Below are 19258 nucleotides of genomic sequence, written 5' to 3' on the forward strand. Positions count from 1 at the left end.
TTTGTATCAGATTTCAGAAATGAGGCAATGATTGTCACAAAAATCGCCAAAAAAGGGCTGGATTGACTCTACTGCGGATTATATTGGACGGTTAGTCGGTGTGGTGATGCCAGTAAGGGGGCAGGGAAGCGGATGGCCGGAATATTTGTTGCGCGAAACACTTGCGCCTTGGGCCTATCTTGGGATAATTCGCTCCCCTGTTTTCGCGGGTCGATGAAATGACGAGCCGCGAGCGGTCCCGCTCGGGACCGGACACAAGATGTATTACCCGGATTGATGAAATAACGAGACCATTATGCCTGTGACCCAAGATGTATTTAACGAAGACGGCAAGTTCATGCGCAAGATCCGCAGCTTTGTCCGTCGCGAAGGCCGCCTGACCAAAGGGCAGGAGAAGGCTCTGGAAGATCTCTGGCCGGTCATGGGTATCGATTTTGCGCCAGCGCCGCTCGATCTGGTCGCCCTGTTTGGCCGCGAGGCCCCGGTGGTGCTGGAGATCGGTTTTGGCATGGGTGCCTCTCTGGTGGAGATGGCCAAGAATGCCCCCGAGAAGAACTTCATCGGTATTGAAGTACACTCCCCAGGTGTGGGTGCCTGTCTGGGCACCGCTCAGGAAGCGGGCGTTACCAACCTGAAGGTGATCTGCCACGATGCGGTCGAGGTGCTGGAGCACATGATCCCGAACGGTTCACTCTCCTGCCTGCAGCTCTTCTTCCCGGATCCCTGGCACAAGAGCCGTCACCACAAGCGCCGCATCGTACAGCCTGCGTTTGCCCAGGATATTCGCCAGAAGCTGGCCATCGGTGGTGTGTTCCACATGGCCACCGACTGGGAAAACTATGCCGAGCACATGCTGGAAGTAATGAGCGCCGCCGAGGGTTACGAGAACACCTCCGCTACCGGCAACTGGGTGCCCCGTCCGGACTGGCGTCCGCTGACCAAATTTGAACAACGCGGCCATCGTCTCGGCCACGGGGTGTGGGACCTGATTTTCAAGCGTGTCAGCTAAGCTGGCACGTCCACTCGCGTATCAACTAACTTGAGGAGCTATCATGGCCAATCGTAGCCGCCGTCTGCGTAAGAAACTGCGCGTCGATGAATTCCAGGAAATGGGTTTCGACATCAGTTTCAACTTCCCGGTCGGCACTGCCGAAGAGACCATCGATGCCGTAGTCGATGCGATGATCGATGAGGTTATTGAACCCCGCAAACTTGCTTTTGCCGGTTCCGGCCACCTGGCCTGGGAAGGGATGATCTGCACCCAGCAACTGGGCAAATGTACCGAAGAAGACCGCGCTGCGATCAAATCCTGGCTGGAAGGCAAGGGGATGGAAGCTGTGGTGGTTACCGAGCTGTTCGACCTCTGGTACGGTGAACCGGCCTGATACAAGGCTGCCGCGTCTGGCGCCTTGTTGTGGGTAACTGGAAAAATCCCGCCGCTGGCGGGATTTTTGTCAGTGGGGATGGGATCTCCACCGCTGTTTTAGTCATGGAATCGCTTATTGCTTATGGTGTTGTCATCCGAATTACTGGCCAGCATCCTTGAAGAGGTGCGCCCGTTGCTGGGACAAGGCAAGGTGGCCGACTACATTCCGGCACTGGCTCAGGTACCGGCCGATCGGCTCGGTATCGCGGTCTGTACCGTCGAGGGGGAGCTGTTCACCGCCGGTGACGCTTTTGAACCCTTCTCCATCCAGAGTATCTCCAAGGCCCTGAGCCTGACCCTGGCGCTCACCCTCTATCAGGAGGAGGAGATCTGGGCCCGGGTTGGCAAGGAGCCCTCCGGCCAGCCCTTCAACTCGCTGGTGCAGCTCGAGTTCGAGCAGGGCATTCCCCGCAACCCCTTTATCAATGCCGGGGCGCTGGTGGTGAGCGATCTGCTGGAGACCCGCCTCACTGCGCCGCGTCAACGCACCCTTGAGCTGGCGCGCCGACTCTCCGGCAATCTGGCCATCATGGCGGATCAGGTGGTGGCCCGCTCCGAATATCAGCACTCAGCCCGCAACGCCGCGATCGCTTACTTGATGAAGGCCTATGGCAACTTCGAAAACGAAGTGGACAAGGTGCTGCAGAGCTATTTCAATGCTTGTGCCATCCGCATGAGTTGCGTCGATCTGGCGCGGACATTTATCTATCTGGCCAACCGTGGTGTACCTCTGGGCGAGGTCACGCCGCTGCTGCCAGCCCGCACCACCAAACAGGTCAACGCCCTGCTCGCCACCTGCGGCCTCTATGATGAGGCGGGGGATTTTGCCTATCGGGTGGGGATGCCAGGAAAATCAGGGGTCGGTGGCGGTATCATCGCCATCATCCCGGGGGAATTGTCGGTCTGCGTCTGGTCGCCCGAGCTTAACAAGGCGGGCAACTCGCTGGCAGGCACGGCGGCACTGGAGCTGCTGGCCGAACGTCTGGGCCGTTCCATTTTTTAACCTTGTTCACTATGAATCGAGAAATCACCATGAAACGACATCTTCGCTTCCTGCAGGCCGCGCTGGCGACCTTACTGCTCTGGTGTACGCTGCCGGCCTTTGCGGCCGAACTGCCACCGCTCTCGCTGGCCGATGCCAAAGCCAAACAGGCGGTCATTCTGGATGCCCGCGCCAGCTTCTTCTATCAGGGGTGGCCGATGGAGGGCGAAACGCAGGGGGGCCACGTGGCTGGCGCAGAGAACCTCTCCGCCGAGTGGAAATACAGTGATGACGAATGGCCAGCGGCGCTCAAGACCAAGGGGCTGAAGGCCGATCGTCCGGTCGCCCTCTATGGTGCACCCCGTGAAGTGGCAGAAGTGGCCCGTCTGCTGCGCAAGCAGGGGATTAAGCAGCTGTTCGAGCTGCAAGGGTGGCAAGCCGCACCGCGTGAGCGTCTGGCTCGCTGGCAGCAGCTGGTCTACCCGCGCTGGTTGGCGGCTTTGCAAGAGGGCAAGCCGGTTGCCGCAGCACCCAAAGGTGACTGGAAGCTGTTTGAAGTGGATTGGGGCTCACCCAAGGCCTACCTCATCAGCCACATCCCGGGGGCCGGTTATATCGATACCAACAGCCTTGAAGAGGAGCCGCTGTGGAACAAGGTCTCTGACGAAGCGCTCAAGAAGCTGCTGCTGGAAAACGGCATCCGTCACGACACCACCGTCATCCTCTATGGTCGCAACACCATGGCGGCCGCCCGTGCCGCGCATCTGATGATGTATGCGGGGGTGGAAGATGTGCGTCTGCTGGACGGTGGTCTGGATGCCTGGTTTATCCAGCACCTGCGCACCGAAACCGGTCTGCCCAACAAATATGAGCCGGTGAAGGAGTTTGGTGTGGCCATTCCCGCTCACCCCGAGTACTACACCACCTTGGATCAGGCCAAGGCGCTGCTCAAGCAGCCCGATAGCGCACTGGTCAGCGTGCGCACCTGGGACGAGTTTGTCGGCAACACCTCCGGCTATAGCTACATCAAGCCGAAGGGCGATATCCCGGGGGCCAAGTGGGGTCATGGTGGCGTCGATGCCAACAGCATGAGCGATTTCCACAACCCGGACGGTACCATGAAGCCGGCCCGCGAGATCCTCGCCATGTGGGACCACTGGAACATCGAGCCGACCCAGCAGGCCGCGTTTTACTGCGGTACCGGCTGGCGTGCCTCCGAGGCCTTCTTCTATGCTTGGCTGATGGACTGGAAACGGATCAGCGTCTACGACGGCGGCTGGTACGAGTGGAGCATGGATCCCAAGAACCCGACTGTGACCGGTGAGCGTCAGCCCGCCAAGTCATGATTGCGCTCTTGCGCTGAAAAGAAGAGGCCGGACAGAGATGTCCGGCCTTTTTCATGGGGCTCGCCACCCGGTCAGATAGCGATGCTAAGTCGCTGATTATTGACGGCGATCTCGCTTTGCTCATCCCGCCATCCTGTGCCGTGCGCTTGAACTAGGCTTCAAGAAACATCCTCGTGGTGAGGATGAGCGCAGAAGAGGCCGCAATGAAAAAACTGATGATGATCCTGGTGTGCGCCCTGGGGCTGGTTGCATGCAGCTCCCAATACATCATGAGCACCAAGGATGGCAAGATGATCACCACCGAGAGCAAGCCCAAGCTGGATGAGAGCACCGGTATGTATCGCTATTACGACCACGAAGGGCGCGAGGTGATGATCAAGAAAGATGACGTCACCCAAATCATGGAGCGTTAAGCGCTGTCTGGCAGCAAGGGCCGCCGTGAGCGGCCTTTCTTATTTTTGCCGGAAATTCGCACTATTTTCCCTGTTAATCCCTGCACATTCGCAGCAAATTCAGCTGTGGTACAGCTTCCGTTATGGTTTGGCCCGTATCATCACACTCCGTTTTTTATTGGAGGTGTTATGTCCTTGATGTCTAGCTGGAATTCCCGTTTTTCTGCACGCAGCTTGCTGGGTGGTGTCTTGTTGGTGGTGGCGTCAGCCAGCCATGCCGGCGACGATCAGTTCACGCTGGGGCGGACTATTTTGCTGGGGGCCGGTGATCATGGTGCGACAATTCCTTTGGTGATTTGCCGTCAGACCAAATATATCAAGGTGAAGGCGGAGCGTGATTTGACCCTGGATCGGGTGGTGGTGACCTATGGCGGTGATCGTACCAAGACCATTCATTTCGATCGGGATATGAGCAGTGATAAAGAGACCGAGTGGAAATCACTGGGCTCGCGCCGTTGTGTGAAAAAAATCGAAGTTTACGGTAATTCAGAGCGCAGCAAAGCGGGTGTCAAAGTATTCGGCCGCAAATAATCGATGCAGTTTGTCTGCGCAAAAAGATGAGTTAAAAATAATGGCGAGCCGTGGCTCGCCATTATTTTTTTATGGTCGGGTCCGCTATTTTTTTGGTCGAAATGGTTTGATGACGGTTTCATCGCACTCGAGATAAGGCCCCTCCATCAAATCGATGCAGTAGGGGATGGCGGGGAAGACCGCATCCAGACATTCGCGGATCGATTTGGGTTTGCCCGGCAGGTTGACGATCAGAGTATCGTCGCGCAGTCCGGCAGTCTGGCGCGACAGAATGGCGGTCGGCACAAACTTGAGGGATTCGGCCCGCATCAGCTCGCCAAAGCCCGGCATCATGCGATCACACACCGCCTCGGTCGCTTCCGGTGTAACATCCCGCTTGGCCGGGCCGGTACCGCCAGTGGTGACGATGAGACAACACTGCTCCTCATCCGCCAGCCGGATCAGGGTCGCTTCAATCTGCTCCTGCTCATCGGGGATCACCTGATAGACGGGCTCCCACTCCGAGGTCAGATAGGCGTTCAGGGTGTCGATGATGGCCTTGCCGGAGAGGTCTTCATAGATGCCCGCGCTGGCGCGATCGCTGACGGTGACGATACCGATTTTTGCCTTGCTCATGGTCTGCTCTTGAATGTCCGATAAAAGTGGAAATTAAAATAACATAATCAGTGAGATATGTTAAAGCGTCAGGTGATGACGCGGGCCGGTGAGGGGATAAGAAAGTGTCGAATGAAGCAAAATAAGGCCATACTGACTTTTATTTGCAATAAAAAACATAAAATCACAGCCTAAAATGTATAAGTGTTTTATCTCGCCTAAATTAAAAATAATCGCTTGTTTCTAAACATAATTAAAATAGACAGACACCCTCGCTGTGACCATTGTCCGGTTCAGTCGTGAGTGGATGGATTGAACCCTTTTTAGCCGCGTCGTATATACAGGATTATATGGCTGGAGCGTGATGGTGTGGTACCGCAGTGTGTTGCCAGCAATAATCGCCGAGGAGGGCATATGGAGCTGCCTGATTTTGACACCCTGAAAGAGTTGGCTGCCAGTGAGCCTTCCCGGCTGGATGCGATCCTGGTGCAGCAGATCGACCAGTTGATGGCCCGTGCGAGCCCCGATCAGCAGCGCCGTCTGCGTGGATTGCAGTTCAAGATTGATGGCCAGCGTCGCCTGGCGAAAAACAATCTCGATAGCTGTATCCGGATTGCCAACATGATGCGGGAATCTTTTTATTTGATGCGCAGCGAAATGATCCAGTTCAGAGAAGAGGGTGACCCACCGCCTGAAAACGATGGCAGTGGTAAAATAATCCGTCTGGCAGACTATCGACGTCGTAAATAACCTGCAATAAACCTGTTGGCTGATATTTCAGCCAAATAGGGGAAGCCAAAATAAAGGGGATTTATGGCGAACTGATTGTTATGGTTTTTAATGTTAGTCGTAATGTATTTGTAATGTGACCTCTCTTTTCCTTCCTGTAATAACTCATCGCTCAGCTTGTGATAAGGATGGATGAATAGCGGCAAGAGTTAGGCTAATATGGCCGCAATATTTATTGCTACGACTCGAAGGGATTATGAGAAGTATCACACCAAGACGGGTGTTGTCGCGGGAGCAACAGACAGAGATCACCCGCATTATCGTCAAGGTGGGTCAGATGTTGGCCCAGTTCGGGGCGGAGAGCCGGATCATCGAGCAGACCACGGTGCGGCTGGGGATGGCGCTGGGGCTGGAGAGTGTCGAAATGGCCATCTCTTCGAGCGCTATCGTGCTCACCAGCCTCTATCAGGGGGGCTGTGTCACCACTACCCGGCGGGTGCGCGAACACGGCATCAACATGCAGGTCGTGTGCGAGATCCAGCGGATCTGCATCATGGCAGAGAAAGAGCTGATCGGTGCCCGTGAAGTGCGCCAGCGCCTCGAAGCCATCGTCCCCTTCCACTATCACCCCTGGCTGGTGGTGCCCATGGTGGGGCTCTCCTGTGGTGCCTTCAGCCTGCTGTTCGGCGGTGACTGGCCGATTTTTCTGGTGACCTGTTTCTCGTCCGCCGTGGCGATGCGAGTGCGTCAGTTGATTGCCCGTCATCACCACAGCCCGCTCATCAACTTTGCTGCCACCGGCTTTATCGCCACCCTGCTGGCCTCCAGCGCCACTTTCTTCAACTGGGGCGCGCAACCCTATCTCGCCATGGCGGCCAGCGTGCTGCTGCTGGTGCCGGGCTTCCCGCTGATCAATGCGGTCTCCGACATGGTGAAGGGTTACTTCAATATGGGGCTGGCCCGTTGGGGCACGGCGACCCTGCTCACCATCAGCGCAGCGATCGGCATTATTCTCGCCATGTCGCTGACCGGGATCTGGGGGTGGAAAGTATGATGGAACTGCTCTGGCTACTGGCCAAAGATGCCTTCTGGTCTTCCATCCCGGCGGTGGGATTTGCCATGTTGTTCAACGTGCCGCCACGGATGCTGAAGTATTGCGCCATGGGCGGGGCGCTGGCCCACAGCTTGCGAACCCTGCAGATCCATTACGGTATGCCCATCGAGTGGGCGACGCTGGCGGCAGCGACCACAGTCGGCTTTGTCTGCGTCTATTGGTCGCGCCGTCTGCTGGCGCCGCGTCCGGTGTTCAGCGTCGCCTCCATCATTCCGATGATCCCGGGTAGCTACGCGTTCAAGACCATGATTGCGGTGGTGGAGCTCAACATCAACGGCGTGACCATGGAGTTGATCCAGAGTGCGGTGGAGAACGGCCTCAAGGCGCTCTTTATCGTCGGCGCCCTCAGTTTCGGTTTGGCGATCCCCTCTCTGGTCGTGTACCGTAACCGCCCCATAATCTGACAGACGGTGAGAGGCCCCATGAAGATTTCCATGATTGCCGCGATGGCCCACGACAGGGTGATCGGCAAGGATAACCAGATGCCCTGGCATCTGCCTGCTGACCTGGCCCACTTCAAACGGGTGACCCTCGGCAAACCGGTATTGATGGGGCGCAAGACCTTCGAATCCATCGGTCGACCGCTGCCCGGACGGCGCAATCTGGTGATCAGTCGCAATCCTGACTATCAGGCCGAGGGCATCGAGGTGGTGGGCTCTGTCGAGGCTGCGCTGGCCCTGCTGGCGAGCAGCTCGGTGGAGGAGTTGATGGTGATCGGCGGAGGCCATCTCTATGCCGAGATGTTGCCGAGCGCAGATTGCCTCTACCTGACGCAAATCGATCTGGCGGTTGAAGGGGATACCCGCTTCCCCGCTTTTGATGATGGCCAGTGGCAACGCATCGACTGCGAGAGTCACCCTGCCGATGAGAAGAACCCGCACCCCTACCGCTTCGAGACCTGGCAGCGCCGCTGATTCATGGCGATGTGCTAACCGATAGCCACTAGAAAGCCCCTTGTGTTGCACAAGGGGCTTTTTTCGCACTGGCGGTTTGCCAGAAGCAAGGTGTTCAGCAGGCCGATTATTCAGAGGTGGCCGCTGGGATCTCACCGCGGCGTTTGAACGCTTCCTCAGACCCTCCTCAGCCCCTTGTCATGTCCCCCAATCTATTCCCATTTCGATCACAAAATAATTAGATGTGTAATCATTTTGTCTGCCGTGACGATCTGGATGGCGTGTCACTCTCCCATCGCCATTGAGCTGCCTTGACTTGCCACTGTTTTGATTGTTTTTAAATGGCTTTTTCCAGTGGGAGCTTGTTGGTTATGGCGGTCGTCATGGATAAAACCCGACCCTATCCGGTTTTTATTGATAAAAATAGTCACATAAAATCAATGGTTTATTGAGGTGTTTGTTTTGCGGGACTCTCGTGGTTCTTTTGTTTTGGTTGTTTATTGCTTAGTGTATAAAGTAATTGGTTCGCGTTCGGCAGGTTAATCACCAAGATGTCGACCATGAAAAAAGGGCAGTATGACAGTCAAACTCGAAGTCAAAGCACTCTATAAAATCTTCGGCGATCAGCCGGAAAAAGCATTCAAATTGCTGGCGAAAGGGCATGACCGTGCCAGCATCCTGCAAAAGAGCGGACAGACCCTGGGTGTGCAGGGGGTCGATCTGGCCATCCACGAAGGGGAGATCTTCGTGGTGATGGGCTTGTCCGGCTCAGGCAAATCGACGCTGGTGCGGCTCTTCAACCGCCTTATCGAACCGACCCGTGGTCAGGTGTTGATCGACGGTGAAGATATTGCCGCCATGTCAGATGGCGAACTGCGTCAGGTGCGGCGCAAGAAGATCAGCATGGTGTTTCAATCCTTTGCCCTGATGCCGCACCTGAGCGTGCTGGAAAACACCGCCTTCGGGTTGGCGCTGGCCGGTGTGCCACTGGCGGAGCGCCAGCAGAGTGCCCGTCAGGCGCTCCATCAGGTGGGATTGGGTCAGTGGATTGACGCCTTCCCCGATGCCCTCTCCGGTGGCATGAAACAGCGGGTCGGTCTGGCCCGGGCGCTTGCCAACGACCCGGACATCCTGCTGATGGATGAGGCCTTCTCCGCGCTGGACCCGCTGATCCGCACCGAGATGCAGGACGAGTTGCTCAAGCTGCAGGCGAGCCAGCAGCGCACCATCGTGTTTATCTCCCACGATCTGGACGAGGCGATGCGCATCGGCGATCGCATCGCCATCATGCAGGATGGTCAGGTGGTACAGGTCGGCACCCCGGACGAGATCCTGAGTCAGCCCGCCAACGACTATGTGCGCGCCTTCTTTCGCGGGGTGGATTTGGCCAACGTCTTCAGCGCCCGCGATATCGTCAGTCGCAAGCAGATGCCGCTTATCAAGAAACACACCACCGACGGGCCGGGCAACGCCCTGCGTCAGCTCAAGGAGCTGGAGCGGGAGTTTGGCTATGTGGTGGATCGCAGCCGCCGCTTCATCGGCGTCGTCTCGGTCGAGTCGCTCAGTGAGGCCGTGCGTGGCAAGGGGAATCTGGAACAGGCGTTGCTGGCGGATATCCAGCCGATCTTGGCCGACACCTCCCTCAATGAACTGATCAGCCAGGTGGCTGCCGCACCCTGTCAGGTGCCCGTGGTCGAGGAGGATGGCACCTATCTGGGGCTCATCTCCAAGGCCAATCTGCTCAACACCCTGGACAGGAGTACCCCGGTATGAAGCTGAACAATCCCCACGCGTTGCTGATCGGCCTGCTGGCATGTTTGCTGCTGGCGAGCCCCTCCCTGCGGGCTGACGATGTTGATGCTGACCCTTGGGGCGCCGCGGCCACCACCACTGCCGCCGATCCCTGGGGCAGTACCGCCACCGAGGGGGCCGACTGGCAAAACCAGATTGCTGTCGTGGATACCGAGGCTGCCGTCGACTGGCTGGATCCTTTCCAGCAGGCGCTGGTGCCGCTGGACCGCTGGGTTGAAGGGGGTATCGGCTGGCTGGTGGAGAACCTGCGCCCGCTGTTCCAGCTGATCCGCGCGCCGGTGGAGGTGACCCTCAATGCCATGACCCATCTGCTGCAGACGGTGCCGTCCATCCTGATGATCGGGCTATTGACCCTGATCGCCTGGCAACTGGTCAACGGCCGGATGGCGCTTGGTACCCTCGCCGCGCTGGTCGGGATCGGGCTGATCGGCGCCTGGTCCGATGCCATGGTGACCCTGTCGCTGGTGCTGACCTCACTCTTCTTCTGCATCCTGATTGGTTTGCCGGTGGGCATTTTGCTGGCCCGCTGTGAACGGATCTCTCGCTGGACCCGGCCGCTGCTGGATGCGATGCAGACCACTCCGGCTTTCGTCTATCTCATCCCCATCGTCATGCTGTTTGGCATCGGCAACGTGCCCGGCGTCGTGGTGACCGTGATCTTTGCCCTGCCGCCGATGATCCGTCTCACCATGCTGGGGATAAGACAGGTGCCTGCGGATCTGGTGGAGGCGGCCCACTCCTTTGGCGCCAGCCCCTCCCAGCTGCTGTTCAAGGTGCAGTTGCCGCTCGCTATGCCCACCATCATGGCGGGGGTCAACCAGACCCTGATGCTGTCGCTCTCCATGGTGGTGATCGCCTCGATGATCGCGGTCGGCGGGTTGGGTCAGATGGTGCTGCGCGGCATCGGGCGCCTCGATATGGGGCTCGCCTCCATTGGCGGCCTCGGCATCGTGCTGCTGGCCATCGTGCTCGACCGTCTGACCCAGGCGATGGGTCAACCGGATCGCAACCGGGTTGGCCGCTGGTATCAGCGTGGCCCCGTTGCCTTGCTGCTGCGCCTCACTGGCCGCAGCAAATCCATTGATTACAAAGGAGTAAAGGCATGAGCCTCATCACCACAACACGCCCCCGTCACTCCTTACTGCTGAACACCCTGTTCTTGAGCTCCTCCCTGCTGAGCCCGCTGGCCATGGCCAGCACCGAGCTGCCAGGGGAGGGGATCCGCGTTCAACCCTTGCAGAGCTCATTGCCGGAGGAGACCTTTCAGACCCTGTTGGTCAGCAAGCTGATGGGGCGCCTCGGCTACGACGTCCAGCCGGTGCAGGAGGTGGATTACAACGTGGCTTATGCCTCTGTGGCGCAGGGGGATGGTACCTTCCTTGCCTTTAACTGGATCCCGCTGCAGGACAACAAGTACCAACAGGCGGGGGGAGACAAGGTGTTCTTCCGTCAGGGCACCTATGTGGCCGGTGCAGCGCAGGGATATCTCATCGACAAGCAGACTGCGACCCGATATGGCATCACCAATCTGGGGCAGCTCAAGGATCCCAAGCTGGCGGCGCTGTTTGACGGCGATGGGGATGGCAAGGCCGATCTGGTGGGCTGCAACCCGGGCTGGGGCTGCGAAGAGTCCATCAATCATCATCTGGATGAGTTCGGCCTGACCCCCACCATTACTCACAAGCAGGGTAACTATGCGGCGCTGATCGCCGATACCCGTGCCCGCTTCCAGAGCGGCAAGCCGGTGCTCTACTACACCTGGACCCCCTACTGGCTCAGCAGCGAGCTGGTACCGGGGCGGGACGTGGTGTGGCTGGAGGTGTCTGCTGGCACCAAGGATGCCGACAACACCCGCCTGCCCAACGGCAAGAACTACGGTTTTGCCGTCAACACCATGCATATTGTGGCCAACAAAGACTTCACCAATGCCAACCCGGCGGCCGCCAAGCTGTTTTCCATCGTCAAGCTGCCGCTGAACGACATCAACATCCAGAACGGGCTGATGAACAAGGGGCAGAACACCCAGGCGGATATCGAGCGCCATGTGATGGCCTGGCTCAAGGGGCACGAAGCCCAGGTCAACGACTGGTTGACTCAGGCGCGGGCGGCTGCACAGTAAGTCTTGCCAGCGGGGAACACGCTCCGCTCTCAGCAATAAAAAACGCCCGGCATTTGTCGGGCGCTTTTTATGGTCAGGATCCGGCCTTATCTGCGGGCTCAGATGCCGGAGCCGCTCTGCTCACCACTTTCCTCGACACTCTCCTCGTGCAGGCCGCACTCGCGCTTGAGGCCGAAGAAGCGGGTCTGCTCCTCGCTCATGCCGGGCTCCCACTTGGTGGTGGTGTGGACATCGCCCACCGAGAGGTAACCCTGCTCCCACAGTGGGTGGTAGGGGAGGTCGAACTCCTTGAAGTAGTAGAAGATGTCTTTGTTGCTCCAGTCGATCACCGGCAGGAACTTGAAGCGGCCGCGCTGGATGCCCAGCACCGGCAACTTGCCACGGCTGCCGGACTGCTCCCGGCGCAGGCCGGAGAACCAGGTCTTGGCCCCCAGCTCATGCAGGGCTCTGTCCATCGGCTCCACCTTGTTGAGCTGGTTGTAGCGGGTGATCCCCTCCACTCCCTGCTCCCACAGCTTGCCATAACGCGCCTCCTGCCAGGCCGGTGACAACTCGGCCCGGTAGATCTTCAGGTTGAGCGCGAGGCGCTCGGTCAGCTCATCGATAAAGCGGTAGGTCTCCGGGAAGAGATAACCGGTATCGGTTAGCACCACCGGCACGTCAGCTCGCTCGCGGCTCACTAGATGGAGCATCAGCGCCGCCTGAATGCCGAAGCTCGATGACAGCAGATGCTCCCCCGGCAGATTGGCCAGGGCCCAGCGCACCCGCTCGGGGGCGCTCATGGTATCCAGCTCCCGGTTGAGGGGCGCCAGCGCCTCGCTCTGCTCTTCACGGCCGAGGGCCAGCAGTGCCTGCAGGTCAAGGCGGCCATCTTCGGTGACATCAAGCGGCAGATTAAGCAGCATAGAAGTCCCTCGCGGAATCGATAACGGGAGCAATCACCCCAACCCGGATCACGAAGTCGCCAAAGCACTCGCCCTGATTGCGCTCTTTTGCCCAGCGGCCGATCAGCGCGTCCAGTTCGGCCAGGATCTGCGGTTCGGTGATGTTCTCCTGATAGAGGCGCGGAATGCGGGTGCCCTCCAGGTTGCCCCCCAGATGGAGGTTATAGCGGCCGGGCGCCTTGCCCACCAGACCTACTTCCGCCAGCATGGCGCGGCCGCAGCCGTTGGGGCAGCCGGTGACCCGGAAGATGATGGCGTCATCCGCCAGTTCGTGCTTGGCCAGCAGCCCTTCAAGGTCGGTGACAAAGGCTGGCAGCATGCGCTCGGCCTCGGCCATCGCCAGCGGGCAGGTGGGCAGGGCCACGCAGGCCATCGACTGCTTGCGCTGCTCGCTGACACCGTCGTCCAGCAGGCCGTATTGGCGCGCCAGCCCTTCGATGCGGGCTTTCTCGCTGGCAGGCACCCCGGCGATGATCAGGTTCTGGTTGGCGGTCAGGCGAAAATCCCCCTGATGCACCTTGGCGATCTCCAGCATGCCGGTTTTGAGCGGCTTGCCCGGGAAGTCCAGCAGGCGTCCATTCTCGATAAACAGGGTGAGGTGATGCTTGCCGTCGATCCCCTCGACCCAACCGAAGCGATCGCCACGGCTGGTAAATTCGTAGGGACGCACCTCGCCAAACTGGATGCCGGCGCGGCTCTCCACCTCGGCCTTGAACGCCTCGACGCCCACTCGCTCGAGGGTGTACTTGGTCTTGGCGTTCTTGCGGTTGACCCGGTTGCCCCAGTCGCGCTGGGTGCTGACCACGGCGGCCGCCACCTCCAGCACGTGGGAGAGGGGAATAAAGCCAAAGTCGCTCGCCTTGCGCGGATAGGTACTGGTGTCGCCGTGGGTCATGGCGAGGCCACCTCCCACCAGCACGTTGAAGCCCACCAGCTTGCCGTGATCGCTAATCGCCACGAAGTTGAGATCATTGGCGTGGATATCCACGTCGTTGTGGGGCGGGATCACCACTGTGGTCTTGAATTTGCGCGGCAGGTAGTTGGAACCCAGGATTGGCTCTTCGTCATCCCCCAGTTTCTCGCCGTCCAGCCAGATCTCCACGTAGGCGCGGGTTTTGGGCAGCAGGTGCTCGGAGATCTTCTTGGCCCACTCGTAGGCCTCCTGATGCAGCTCTGACTCCACCGGGTTGCTGGTGCAGAGCACGTTGCGGTTCACGTCGCCAGCGGTGGCGATGGAATCGATGCCGGTGCTGTTGAGGGTTTGGTGCATCAGCTTGATGTCGCGCTTCAATACCCCGTGAAACTGGAAGGTTTGCCGGGTGGTCAGGCGGATGCTGCCATACAGACTGTGCTCCTCGGCGAACTTGTCGATGATCTGCCACTGGGCAGGGGTGATGATCCCGCCGGGCAGGCGGGCACGCAGCATGACGTTGTGCAGGGGCTCCAGCTTCTGGGCGGCGCGCTCGGGGCGGATGTCGCGGTCATCTTGCTGGTACATGCCGTGAAAGCGGATCAGCTGGAAGTTGTCGCCGTTGAAGCCGCCGGTGAGCGGGTCCTGCAGATCCTGCTCTATGGTGCCGCGCAGAAAGTTGCTTTCGCGTTTCAGACGTTCGTTGTCGGCCAGCGGTCCTTCGACCGGTCCCGCTTTTGGGTGAGAAAGAGGTTGTTTGCTCATCAATAGACATCCCTTTGATAACGTTTGGCACGACGCAATTCGCTCAAATACTCTTCTGCTTCCTCACGGCTCTTGTGGCCGTGTTCGGCAATCAGATCCAGCAGGGCTTCCTGCACATCCTTGGCCATCTTGTTGGCGTCACCACACACATAGAAGTGAGCGCCTGCTTCCAGCCACTGATAGAGTTCCTGGCCCGCTTCACGCAGGCGGTCCTGCACATAAATTTTGTTGGCCTGATCCCGGCTGAAGGCCAGGGAGATCTTCGACAGCAGCCCCGATTTCACATAACGCTGCCACTCCACCTGATAGAGGAAATCCTGGGTAAAGTGGGGGTTGCCGAAGAAGAGCCAGTTTTTGCCTTCCGCACCCTGAGCTTCCCGTTCCTGCATAAAGGCGCGGAACGGGGCGATGCCGGTGCCGGGGCCCACCATGATGACGGGGGTGTCGGGATTGGTGGGCAGGCGGAAGTTGTCGTTGTGCTCGACAAACACCCGTACCTCGGTTCCCTCTTCAAGGCGATCAGCGAGGAACGAAGAGGCACCGCCACTGCGCACCGTGCCGTCCTCTTGCGGATAGCGAACCACCCCGACGGTCAGGTGCACCTCCTCTTCCACCTCGCTTTGGCTGGAAGCGATGGAGTAGAGGCGCGGGGTGAGGGGGCGCAGCAGCTCGATCAGCTGCTCGGCCGTGAGGGCGGTCGGGAAGCGTTTCAGTACATTCACAATCTGGGCAGAGGCTACCAGTGCATTGACCTGGGCTTTATCGCCCGCCAGATCTTTCAGCGCCGCGTTGCCCGCGATCTCGGCAAGCCCTGTGATAAAGCCACCGTGCAGCCGGGTCAGCTCGAAGTGACCGGTCAGTGCGGCGCGCAAGCTGCCGTGGGCAGTGGCTTCATCGCCAGAGAGGGCAGTCAGGGCCAGCACTTCGCCCACCAGTTCGGCATCGTTGTCGAACCAGACGCCGAGGGCATCACCCGGTTGATAGGTGAGGCCGGAGTCGGCCAGATTGATCTCGATATGGCGGATATCCTTGGTGGAGTCACGGCCGGTGATCTGCTGATTGACCGACAGACGGGCAGGGAAGGGGTTCTCCTTGCTGTATTGGCTATGACCAACCGCCTGCTGCACCGCGCTTGCCACATTGTTGCTGGCCGCACCGGTAGAGAGGGTCGCGGTGATGGCGTTGAGCGCCTGCTCGCCCCAGCTCTTGGCGGCATCCTGATAATCCACATCGAGGCTCGCGAGCTCATAAATCCGCTCGGCCCCGGCGGTGGCGAGGAAGTTGTCAAAATCTTTGCCGGTCTGGCAGAAAAATTCGTAGGAGCTGTCACCCAGCCCCAGCACCGCGAACTTGAGACCGTCCAGCTTGCCAAGCTTGCCTTTTTTAAGCTGCTCGAACAGATCGACGGCGCTCTCCGGCGGTTCCCCCTCCCCGTAAGTGCTCACTACCACCAGCAGGTGGCTCTCTTTCTTGAGCTGCTTGGGTTTGTAGTCGGCCATCGACGCGAGGGTGACAGGTAGGCCGCGGGCCTCGGCCTGTGCCTTGATGGCAGTGGCGACACCTTTGGCGTTGCCGGTCTGGGAGCCGTAGAGAATGGTCAGGCTGCCACTGGGCGCAGCCAAGGCGGCGCTGGCAGCGACGCTCTGGTGACCGGTTTGGGAGAGGCCGTAGAGATATCCGCTCACCCAGGCCAGTTGCTGGGTATTGAGGGTCGAGAGTACCTGACCCAGCTGACGTTGCTGCTCGTCAGAGAGGGGGGATAGGTTGAATGGGGAATCCTTCAATTGCATCACACGCGTCTTCCATGGTCTGATTTTTGGCCAGATTAAAGGGCGTGTTGGCTAACAACAAAGAATAAAAATATCTTCTTTATTCCATTATTGAATTTTGAAAGTGATTTTGCGGTAAAGGAGATAGAAAAACGCCCCGCAGTTGCGGGGCGTTTTCAAGCTATCGCGCTCGGGATGGATCCCGGCGGGCATGAACCTTACTTCTGCGGACGCAGGGCCGGGAACAGAATGACGTCGCGGATGGTGTGGCTGTTGGTGAACAGCATTACCAGACGGTCGATACCGATACCCTGACCGGCAGTCGGCGGCAGGCCGTGTTCCAGCGCGGTAACGAAGTCGGCGTCGTAGAACATGGCTTCGTCGTCGCCCGCTTCTTTCTGATCAACCTGATCCTGGAAGCGTTTGGCCTGGTCTTCTGCATCGTTCAGCTCGGAGAAGCCGTTGGCCAGCTCGCGGCCACCGATGAAGAATTCGAAGCGGTCGGTCACGTCCGGGTTCACGTCGTTGCGGCGAGCCAGCGGAGAGACGGCTGCCGGGTACTCGGTGATGAAGGTCGGTTGCAGCAGCATGTGCTCCACGGTCTCTTCGAAGATCGCAGTGATCACGTGGCCCAGTTCCCAACCTTTCATCAGCTCGATGTGCAGACGCTTGGCAACGGCCTTGGCGCTCTCGAGGGTAGCCAGATCGTCCAGAGTTACATCCGCGTTGAACTTCAGGATGGACTCAACCATGGTGAGGCGCTGGAACGGTTGACCGAAATCGATGGTCAGACCCTCTTCACCCTCTTTGGCGTAACGGATCTTGGTGTCGCCCAGAATGTCCTGCGCCAGGGTGCGCAGCAGCTCTTCGGTCAGGTCCATCAGATCGATGTAGTCGGCATAGGCCATGTAGAACTCGATCATGGTGAACTCGGGGTTGTGACGCACCGAGATACCTTCGTTACGGAAGTTGCGGTTGATCTCGTAGACACGCTCGAAGCCACCGACCACCAGACGCTTCAGGTAGAGCTCCGGTGCGATACGCAGGTACATGTCGATGTCCAGCGCATTGTGGTGAGTCACGAACGGACGCGCGGAGGCGCCACCCGGGATGACTTGCATCATCGGGGTTTCCACTTCCATGAAGCGCTTGTCGTTGAAGAACTTGCGGATACCGGCAACCACTTTGGTGCGGATCATGAAGGTCTTGCGGGACTCTTCGTTGGCGATCAGATCCAGGTAACGCTGGCGGCAGCGAGCTTCCTGGTCGGTCAGGCCTTTGTGCTTCTCAGGCAGCGGACGCAGTGCCTTGGTCAGCAGGCGGATATCGGAAACGTGAACGGAGAGCTCACCGGTCTGGGTCTTGAACAGGGTACCTTCGACACCGACGATGTCACCCAGATCCCACTTCTTGAACTGCTCGTTGTAGAAACCTTCCGGCAGGTCGTCACGGGTGACGTAGACCTGGATCTTGCCGGCCATGTCCTGCAGGGTGGCGAAAGAAGCCTTGCCCATGATCCGGCGGGTCATGATGCGACCGGCAATCTTCACCCGTTTACCCAGGCTCGTCAGCTCCTCGGCGCTCTTGTCGTCAAACTCTGCGTGCAGATCGCCGGAGAGGCTGTCGCGACGGAAGTCGTTGGGGAAAGGATTACCCTGAGCGCGCAGGGCGGCCAGCTTGGAACGACGCTCAGTCATCTCGTTGTTGAGTTCGAGTGAATGATCGACTTCCGGAGTGGTGGTTTGTTCAGACATGGTGATTCCTGCTTGTTTACAGACCTGATTTCAGGCTGGCTTCGATAAACTTGTCCAAGTCACCGTCGAGCACCGATTGGGTATTACGGGTTTCGACGCCGGTACGCAGATCCTTGATACGGGAGTCATCCAGCACATAGGAACGGATCTGGCTGCCCCAACCGATATCAGACTTGGTCTCTTCCAGGGCTTGTTTCTCAGCGTTCTGCTTCTGAATCTCCAGCTCGTAGAGCTTGGCTTTCAGCTGCTTCATACACTGGTCTTTGTTTTTGTGCTGGGAACGGTCGTTCTGGCACTGTACCACGACACCGGTCGGAACGTGGGTAATACGCACCGCGGATTCGGTTCGGTTAACGTGCTGACCACCGGCACCGGAGGCGCGATAGACGTCGATCCGCAGATCTGCCGGGTTGATCTCGATGTCGATATCATCGTCGATCTCGGGGTAGACGAACACAGAACAGAAAGAGGTGTGACGGCGGCCACCGGAATCGAACGGGGACTTGCGAACCAGACGGTGTACGCCGGTTTCGGTACGCAGCCAGCCGAACGCATATTCGCCGGTGAACTTGATGGTGGCGGACTTGATGCCAGCCACGTCGCCGTCAGAGAGCTCGATCAGCTCCGGCTTGTAGCCGTGGGCATCGCCCCAGCGCAGGTACATGCGCAGCACCATGTTGGCCCAATCCTGTGCTTCGGTACCACCGGAGCCGGACTGGATATCGATATAGCAGTCTGAGCCGTCGTGCTGACCGGAGAACATGCGGCGGAACTCTAGATCCACCAGCTTGGTTTCCAGCTGTTCGGATTCGACGATGGCTTCGTTGAAGGTCTCTTCGTCTTCCCCTTCCACGGCCAGGCTCACCAGCATCTCGACGTCATCCACGCCCTGGGTCAGGGTGTCGATGGTGCTGACGACGTTTTCCAGCGCCACGCGCTCTTTGCCCAGCGCCTGTGCGCGGTCGGGTTCATTCCAGACGTCCGGCTGTTCCAGCTCGGCGTTGACCTCTTCTAGACGCTCTTTCTTGGCGTCATAGTCAAAGGTACCCCCTAAGAAGCTCGGTCCGCTCAGACAGCTCCTTAAGTTTATTTAATACGGGATTAACTTCGAACATCGT

General features: G+C 58.7%; 19 protein-coding genes. 13 read left to right on the plus strand and 6 right to left on the minus strand.

Going from position 1 to position 19258, the window contains the following annotated elements; translation table 11 throughout:
- The first annotated feature begins 295 nt into the window (after window positions 1-295).
- The 6 genes from trmB to LD28_RS0101870 all read left to right on the plus strand — a co-directional run bounded on the left by trmB (window position 296) and on the right by LD28_RS0101870 (window position 4737).
- Complete coding sequence (gene trmB / locus LD28_RS0101845; RefSeq protein ID WP_033135329.1) at window positions 296-1009, plus strand: tRNA (guanosine(46)-N7)-methyltransferase TrmB; 714 nt, start codon at window positions 296-298, stop codon at window positions 1007-1009.
- A gap of 43 nt (window positions 1010-1052) precedes the next feature.
- Complete coding sequence (locus LD28_RS0101850) at window positions 1053-1385, plus strand: YggL family protein (protein ID WP_033135330.1); 333 nt, start codon at window positions 1053-1055, stop codon at window positions 1383-1385.
- Window positions 1386-1508: 123 nt separating this feature from the next.
- Entirely contained in the window at window positions 1509-2429 is a 921-nt protein-coding gene (glsB, locus tag LD28_RS0101855; RefSeq protein WP_033135331.1) for a glutaminase B, read from the plus strand.
- A 29-nt stretch (window positions 2430-2458) separates the two neighbouring features.
- Window positions 2459-3754, plus strand: a complete 1296-nt coding sequence (locus LD28_RS0101860) for a sulfurtransferase (RefSeq protein ID WP_033135332.1) — start codon at window positions 2459-2461, stop codon at window positions 3752-3754.
- A gap of 203 nt (window positions 3755-3957) precedes the next feature.
- On the plus strand, window positions 3958-4167 hold the full coding sequence (locus tag LD28_RS0101865; RefSeq protein WP_005335219.1) for a YgdI/YgdR family lipoprotein: 210 nt from the start codon (window positions 3958-3960) through the stop codon (window positions 4165-4167).
- 168 nt (window positions 4168-4335) lie between these two features.
- On the plus strand, window positions 4336-4737 hold the full coding sequence (locus LD28_RS0101870; RefSeq protein ID WP_033135333.1) for a DUF2541 family protein: 402 nt from the start codon (window positions 4336-4338) through the stop codon (window positions 4735-4737).
- An 84-nt stretch (window positions 4738-4821) separates the two neighbouring features.
- Here LD28_RS0101870 and mog read toward each other — a convergent pair whose 3' ends face one another.
- The gene (mog, locus tag LD28_RS0101875; protein ID WP_005348144.1) at window positions 4822-5352 is read right to left on the minus strand and encodes a molybdopterin adenylyltransferase; all 531 of its coding nucleotides are present in this window, start codon (window positions 5350-5352) and stop codon (window positions 4822-4824) included.
- Window positions 5353-5745: 393 nt separating this feature from the next.
- Between mog and LD28_RS0101880 the strand changes: the two genes are divergently transcribed.
- The 7 genes from LD28_RS0101880 (at window position 5746) to proX (ending at window position 11998) form a co-directional block, all read left to right on the plus strand.
- Window positions 5746-6081, plus strand: coding sequence for a DUF3135 domain-containing protein (locus LD28_RS0101880; RefSeq protein ID WP_033135334.1), 336 nt, complete (start codon window positions 5746-5748; stop codon window positions 6079-6081).
- Window positions 6082-6316: 235 nt separating this feature from the next.
- Complete coding sequence (locus tag LD28_RS0101885) at window positions 6317-7114, plus strand: threonine/serine exporter family protein (RefSeq protein ID WP_050514237.1); 798 nt, start codon at window positions 6317-6319, stop codon at window positions 7112-7114.
- Window positions 7111-7578 carry a threonine/serine exporter family protein gene (locus LD28_RS0101890; RefSeq protein ID WP_033135336.1) on the plus strand — a complete coding sequence of 156 codons (468 nt, stop codon included), beginning with the start codon at window positions 7111-7113 and terminating at the stop codon, window positions 7576-7578. Before LD28_RS0101885 ends, LD28_RS0101890 begins: the two co-directional genes overlap by 4 nt.
- An 18-nt stretch (window positions 7579-7596) precedes the next feature.
- Window positions 7597-8088, plus strand: a complete 492-nt coding sequence (gene folA / locus LD28_RS0101895; protein ID WP_033135337.1) for a type 3 dihydrofolate reductase — start codon at window positions 7597-7599, stop codon at window positions 8086-8088.
- A 555-nt stretch (window positions 8089-8643) separates the two neighbouring features.
- Window positions 8644-9840 carry a glycine betaine/L-proline ABC transporter ATP-binding protein ProV gene (gene proV, locus LD28_RS0101900; RefSeq protein WP_033135338.1) on the plus strand — a complete coding sequence of 399 codons (1197 nt, stop codon included), beginning with the start codon at window positions 8644-8646 and terminating at the stop codon, window positions 9838-9840.
- The gene (gene proW, locus LD28_RS0101905) at window positions 9837-10985 is read left to right on the plus strand and encodes a glycine betaine/L-proline ABC transporter permease ProW (RefSeq protein WP_033135339.1); all 1149 of its coding nucleotides are present in this window, start codon (window positions 9837-9839) and stop codon (window positions 10983-10985) included. The genes proV and proW overlap by 4 nt, the downstream gene beginning before the upstream one ends.
- Window positions 10982-11998 carry a glycine betaine/L-proline ABC transporter substrate-binding protein ProX gene (gene proX, locus LD28_RS0101910; RefSeq protein ID WP_033135340.1) on the plus strand — a complete coding sequence of 339 codons (1017 nt, stop codon included), beginning with the start codon at window positions 10982-10984 and terminating at the stop codon, window positions 11996-11998. Before proW ends, proX begins: the two co-directional genes overlap by 4 nt.
- A 98-nt stretch (window positions 11999-12096) precedes the next feature.
- Here proX and LD28_RS0101915 read toward each other — a convergent pair whose 3' ends face one another.
- The 5 genes from LD28_RS0101915 to prfB all read right to left on the minus strand — a co-directional run bounded on the left by LD28_RS0101915 (window position 12097) and on the right by prfB (window position 19255).
- A complete protein-coding gene (locus tag LD28_RS0101915) occupies window positions 12097-12903 on the minus strand; it encodes a phosphoadenylyl-sulfate reductase (RefSeq protein WP_033135341.1) in 807 nt (268 codons plus the stop codon).
- Window positions 12893-14617 (minus strand): assimilatory sulfite reductase (NADPH) hemoprotein subunit, encoded by a 1725-nt coding sequence (cysI, locus tag LD28_RS0101920; RefSeq protein ID WP_033135342.1) that lies wholly within the window; start codon window positions 14615-14617, stop codon window positions 12893-12895. Before cysI ends, LD28_RS0101915 begins: the two co-directional genes overlap by 11 nt.
- Window positions 14617-16407, minus strand: coding sequence for an assimilatory sulfite reductase (NADPH) flavoprotein subunit (locus LD28_RS0101925; protein ID WP_033135343.1), 1791 nt, complete (start codon window positions 16405-16407; stop codon window positions 14617-14619). The genes cysI and LD28_RS0101925 overlap by 1 nt, the downstream gene beginning before the upstream one ends.
- A gap of 197 nt (window positions 16408-16604) precedes the next feature.
- A complete protein-coding gene (gene lysS, locus LD28_RS0101930; RefSeq protein WP_033135344.1) occupies window positions 16605-18140 on the minus strand; it encodes a lysine--tRNA ligase in 1536 nt (511 codons plus the stop codon).
- Window positions 18141-18156: 16 nt separating this feature from the next.
- A protein-coding gene (gene prfB, locus LD28_RS0101935) for a peptide chain release factor 2 (protein WP_156120077.1) occupies window positions 18157-19255 on the minus strand; the annotation gives its coding sequence in 2 pieces (ribosomal slippage) (window positions 18157-19179 and window positions 19181-19255; 1098 coding nt in all).
- Window positions 19256-19258 lie beyond the last annotated feature (3 nt).

The sequence above is a fragment of the Aeromonas finlandensis genome (assembly GCF_000764645.1).
GTDB lineage: Bacteria > Pseudomonadota > Gammaproteobacteria > Enterobacterales > Aeromonadaceae > Aeromonas > Aeromonas finlandensis.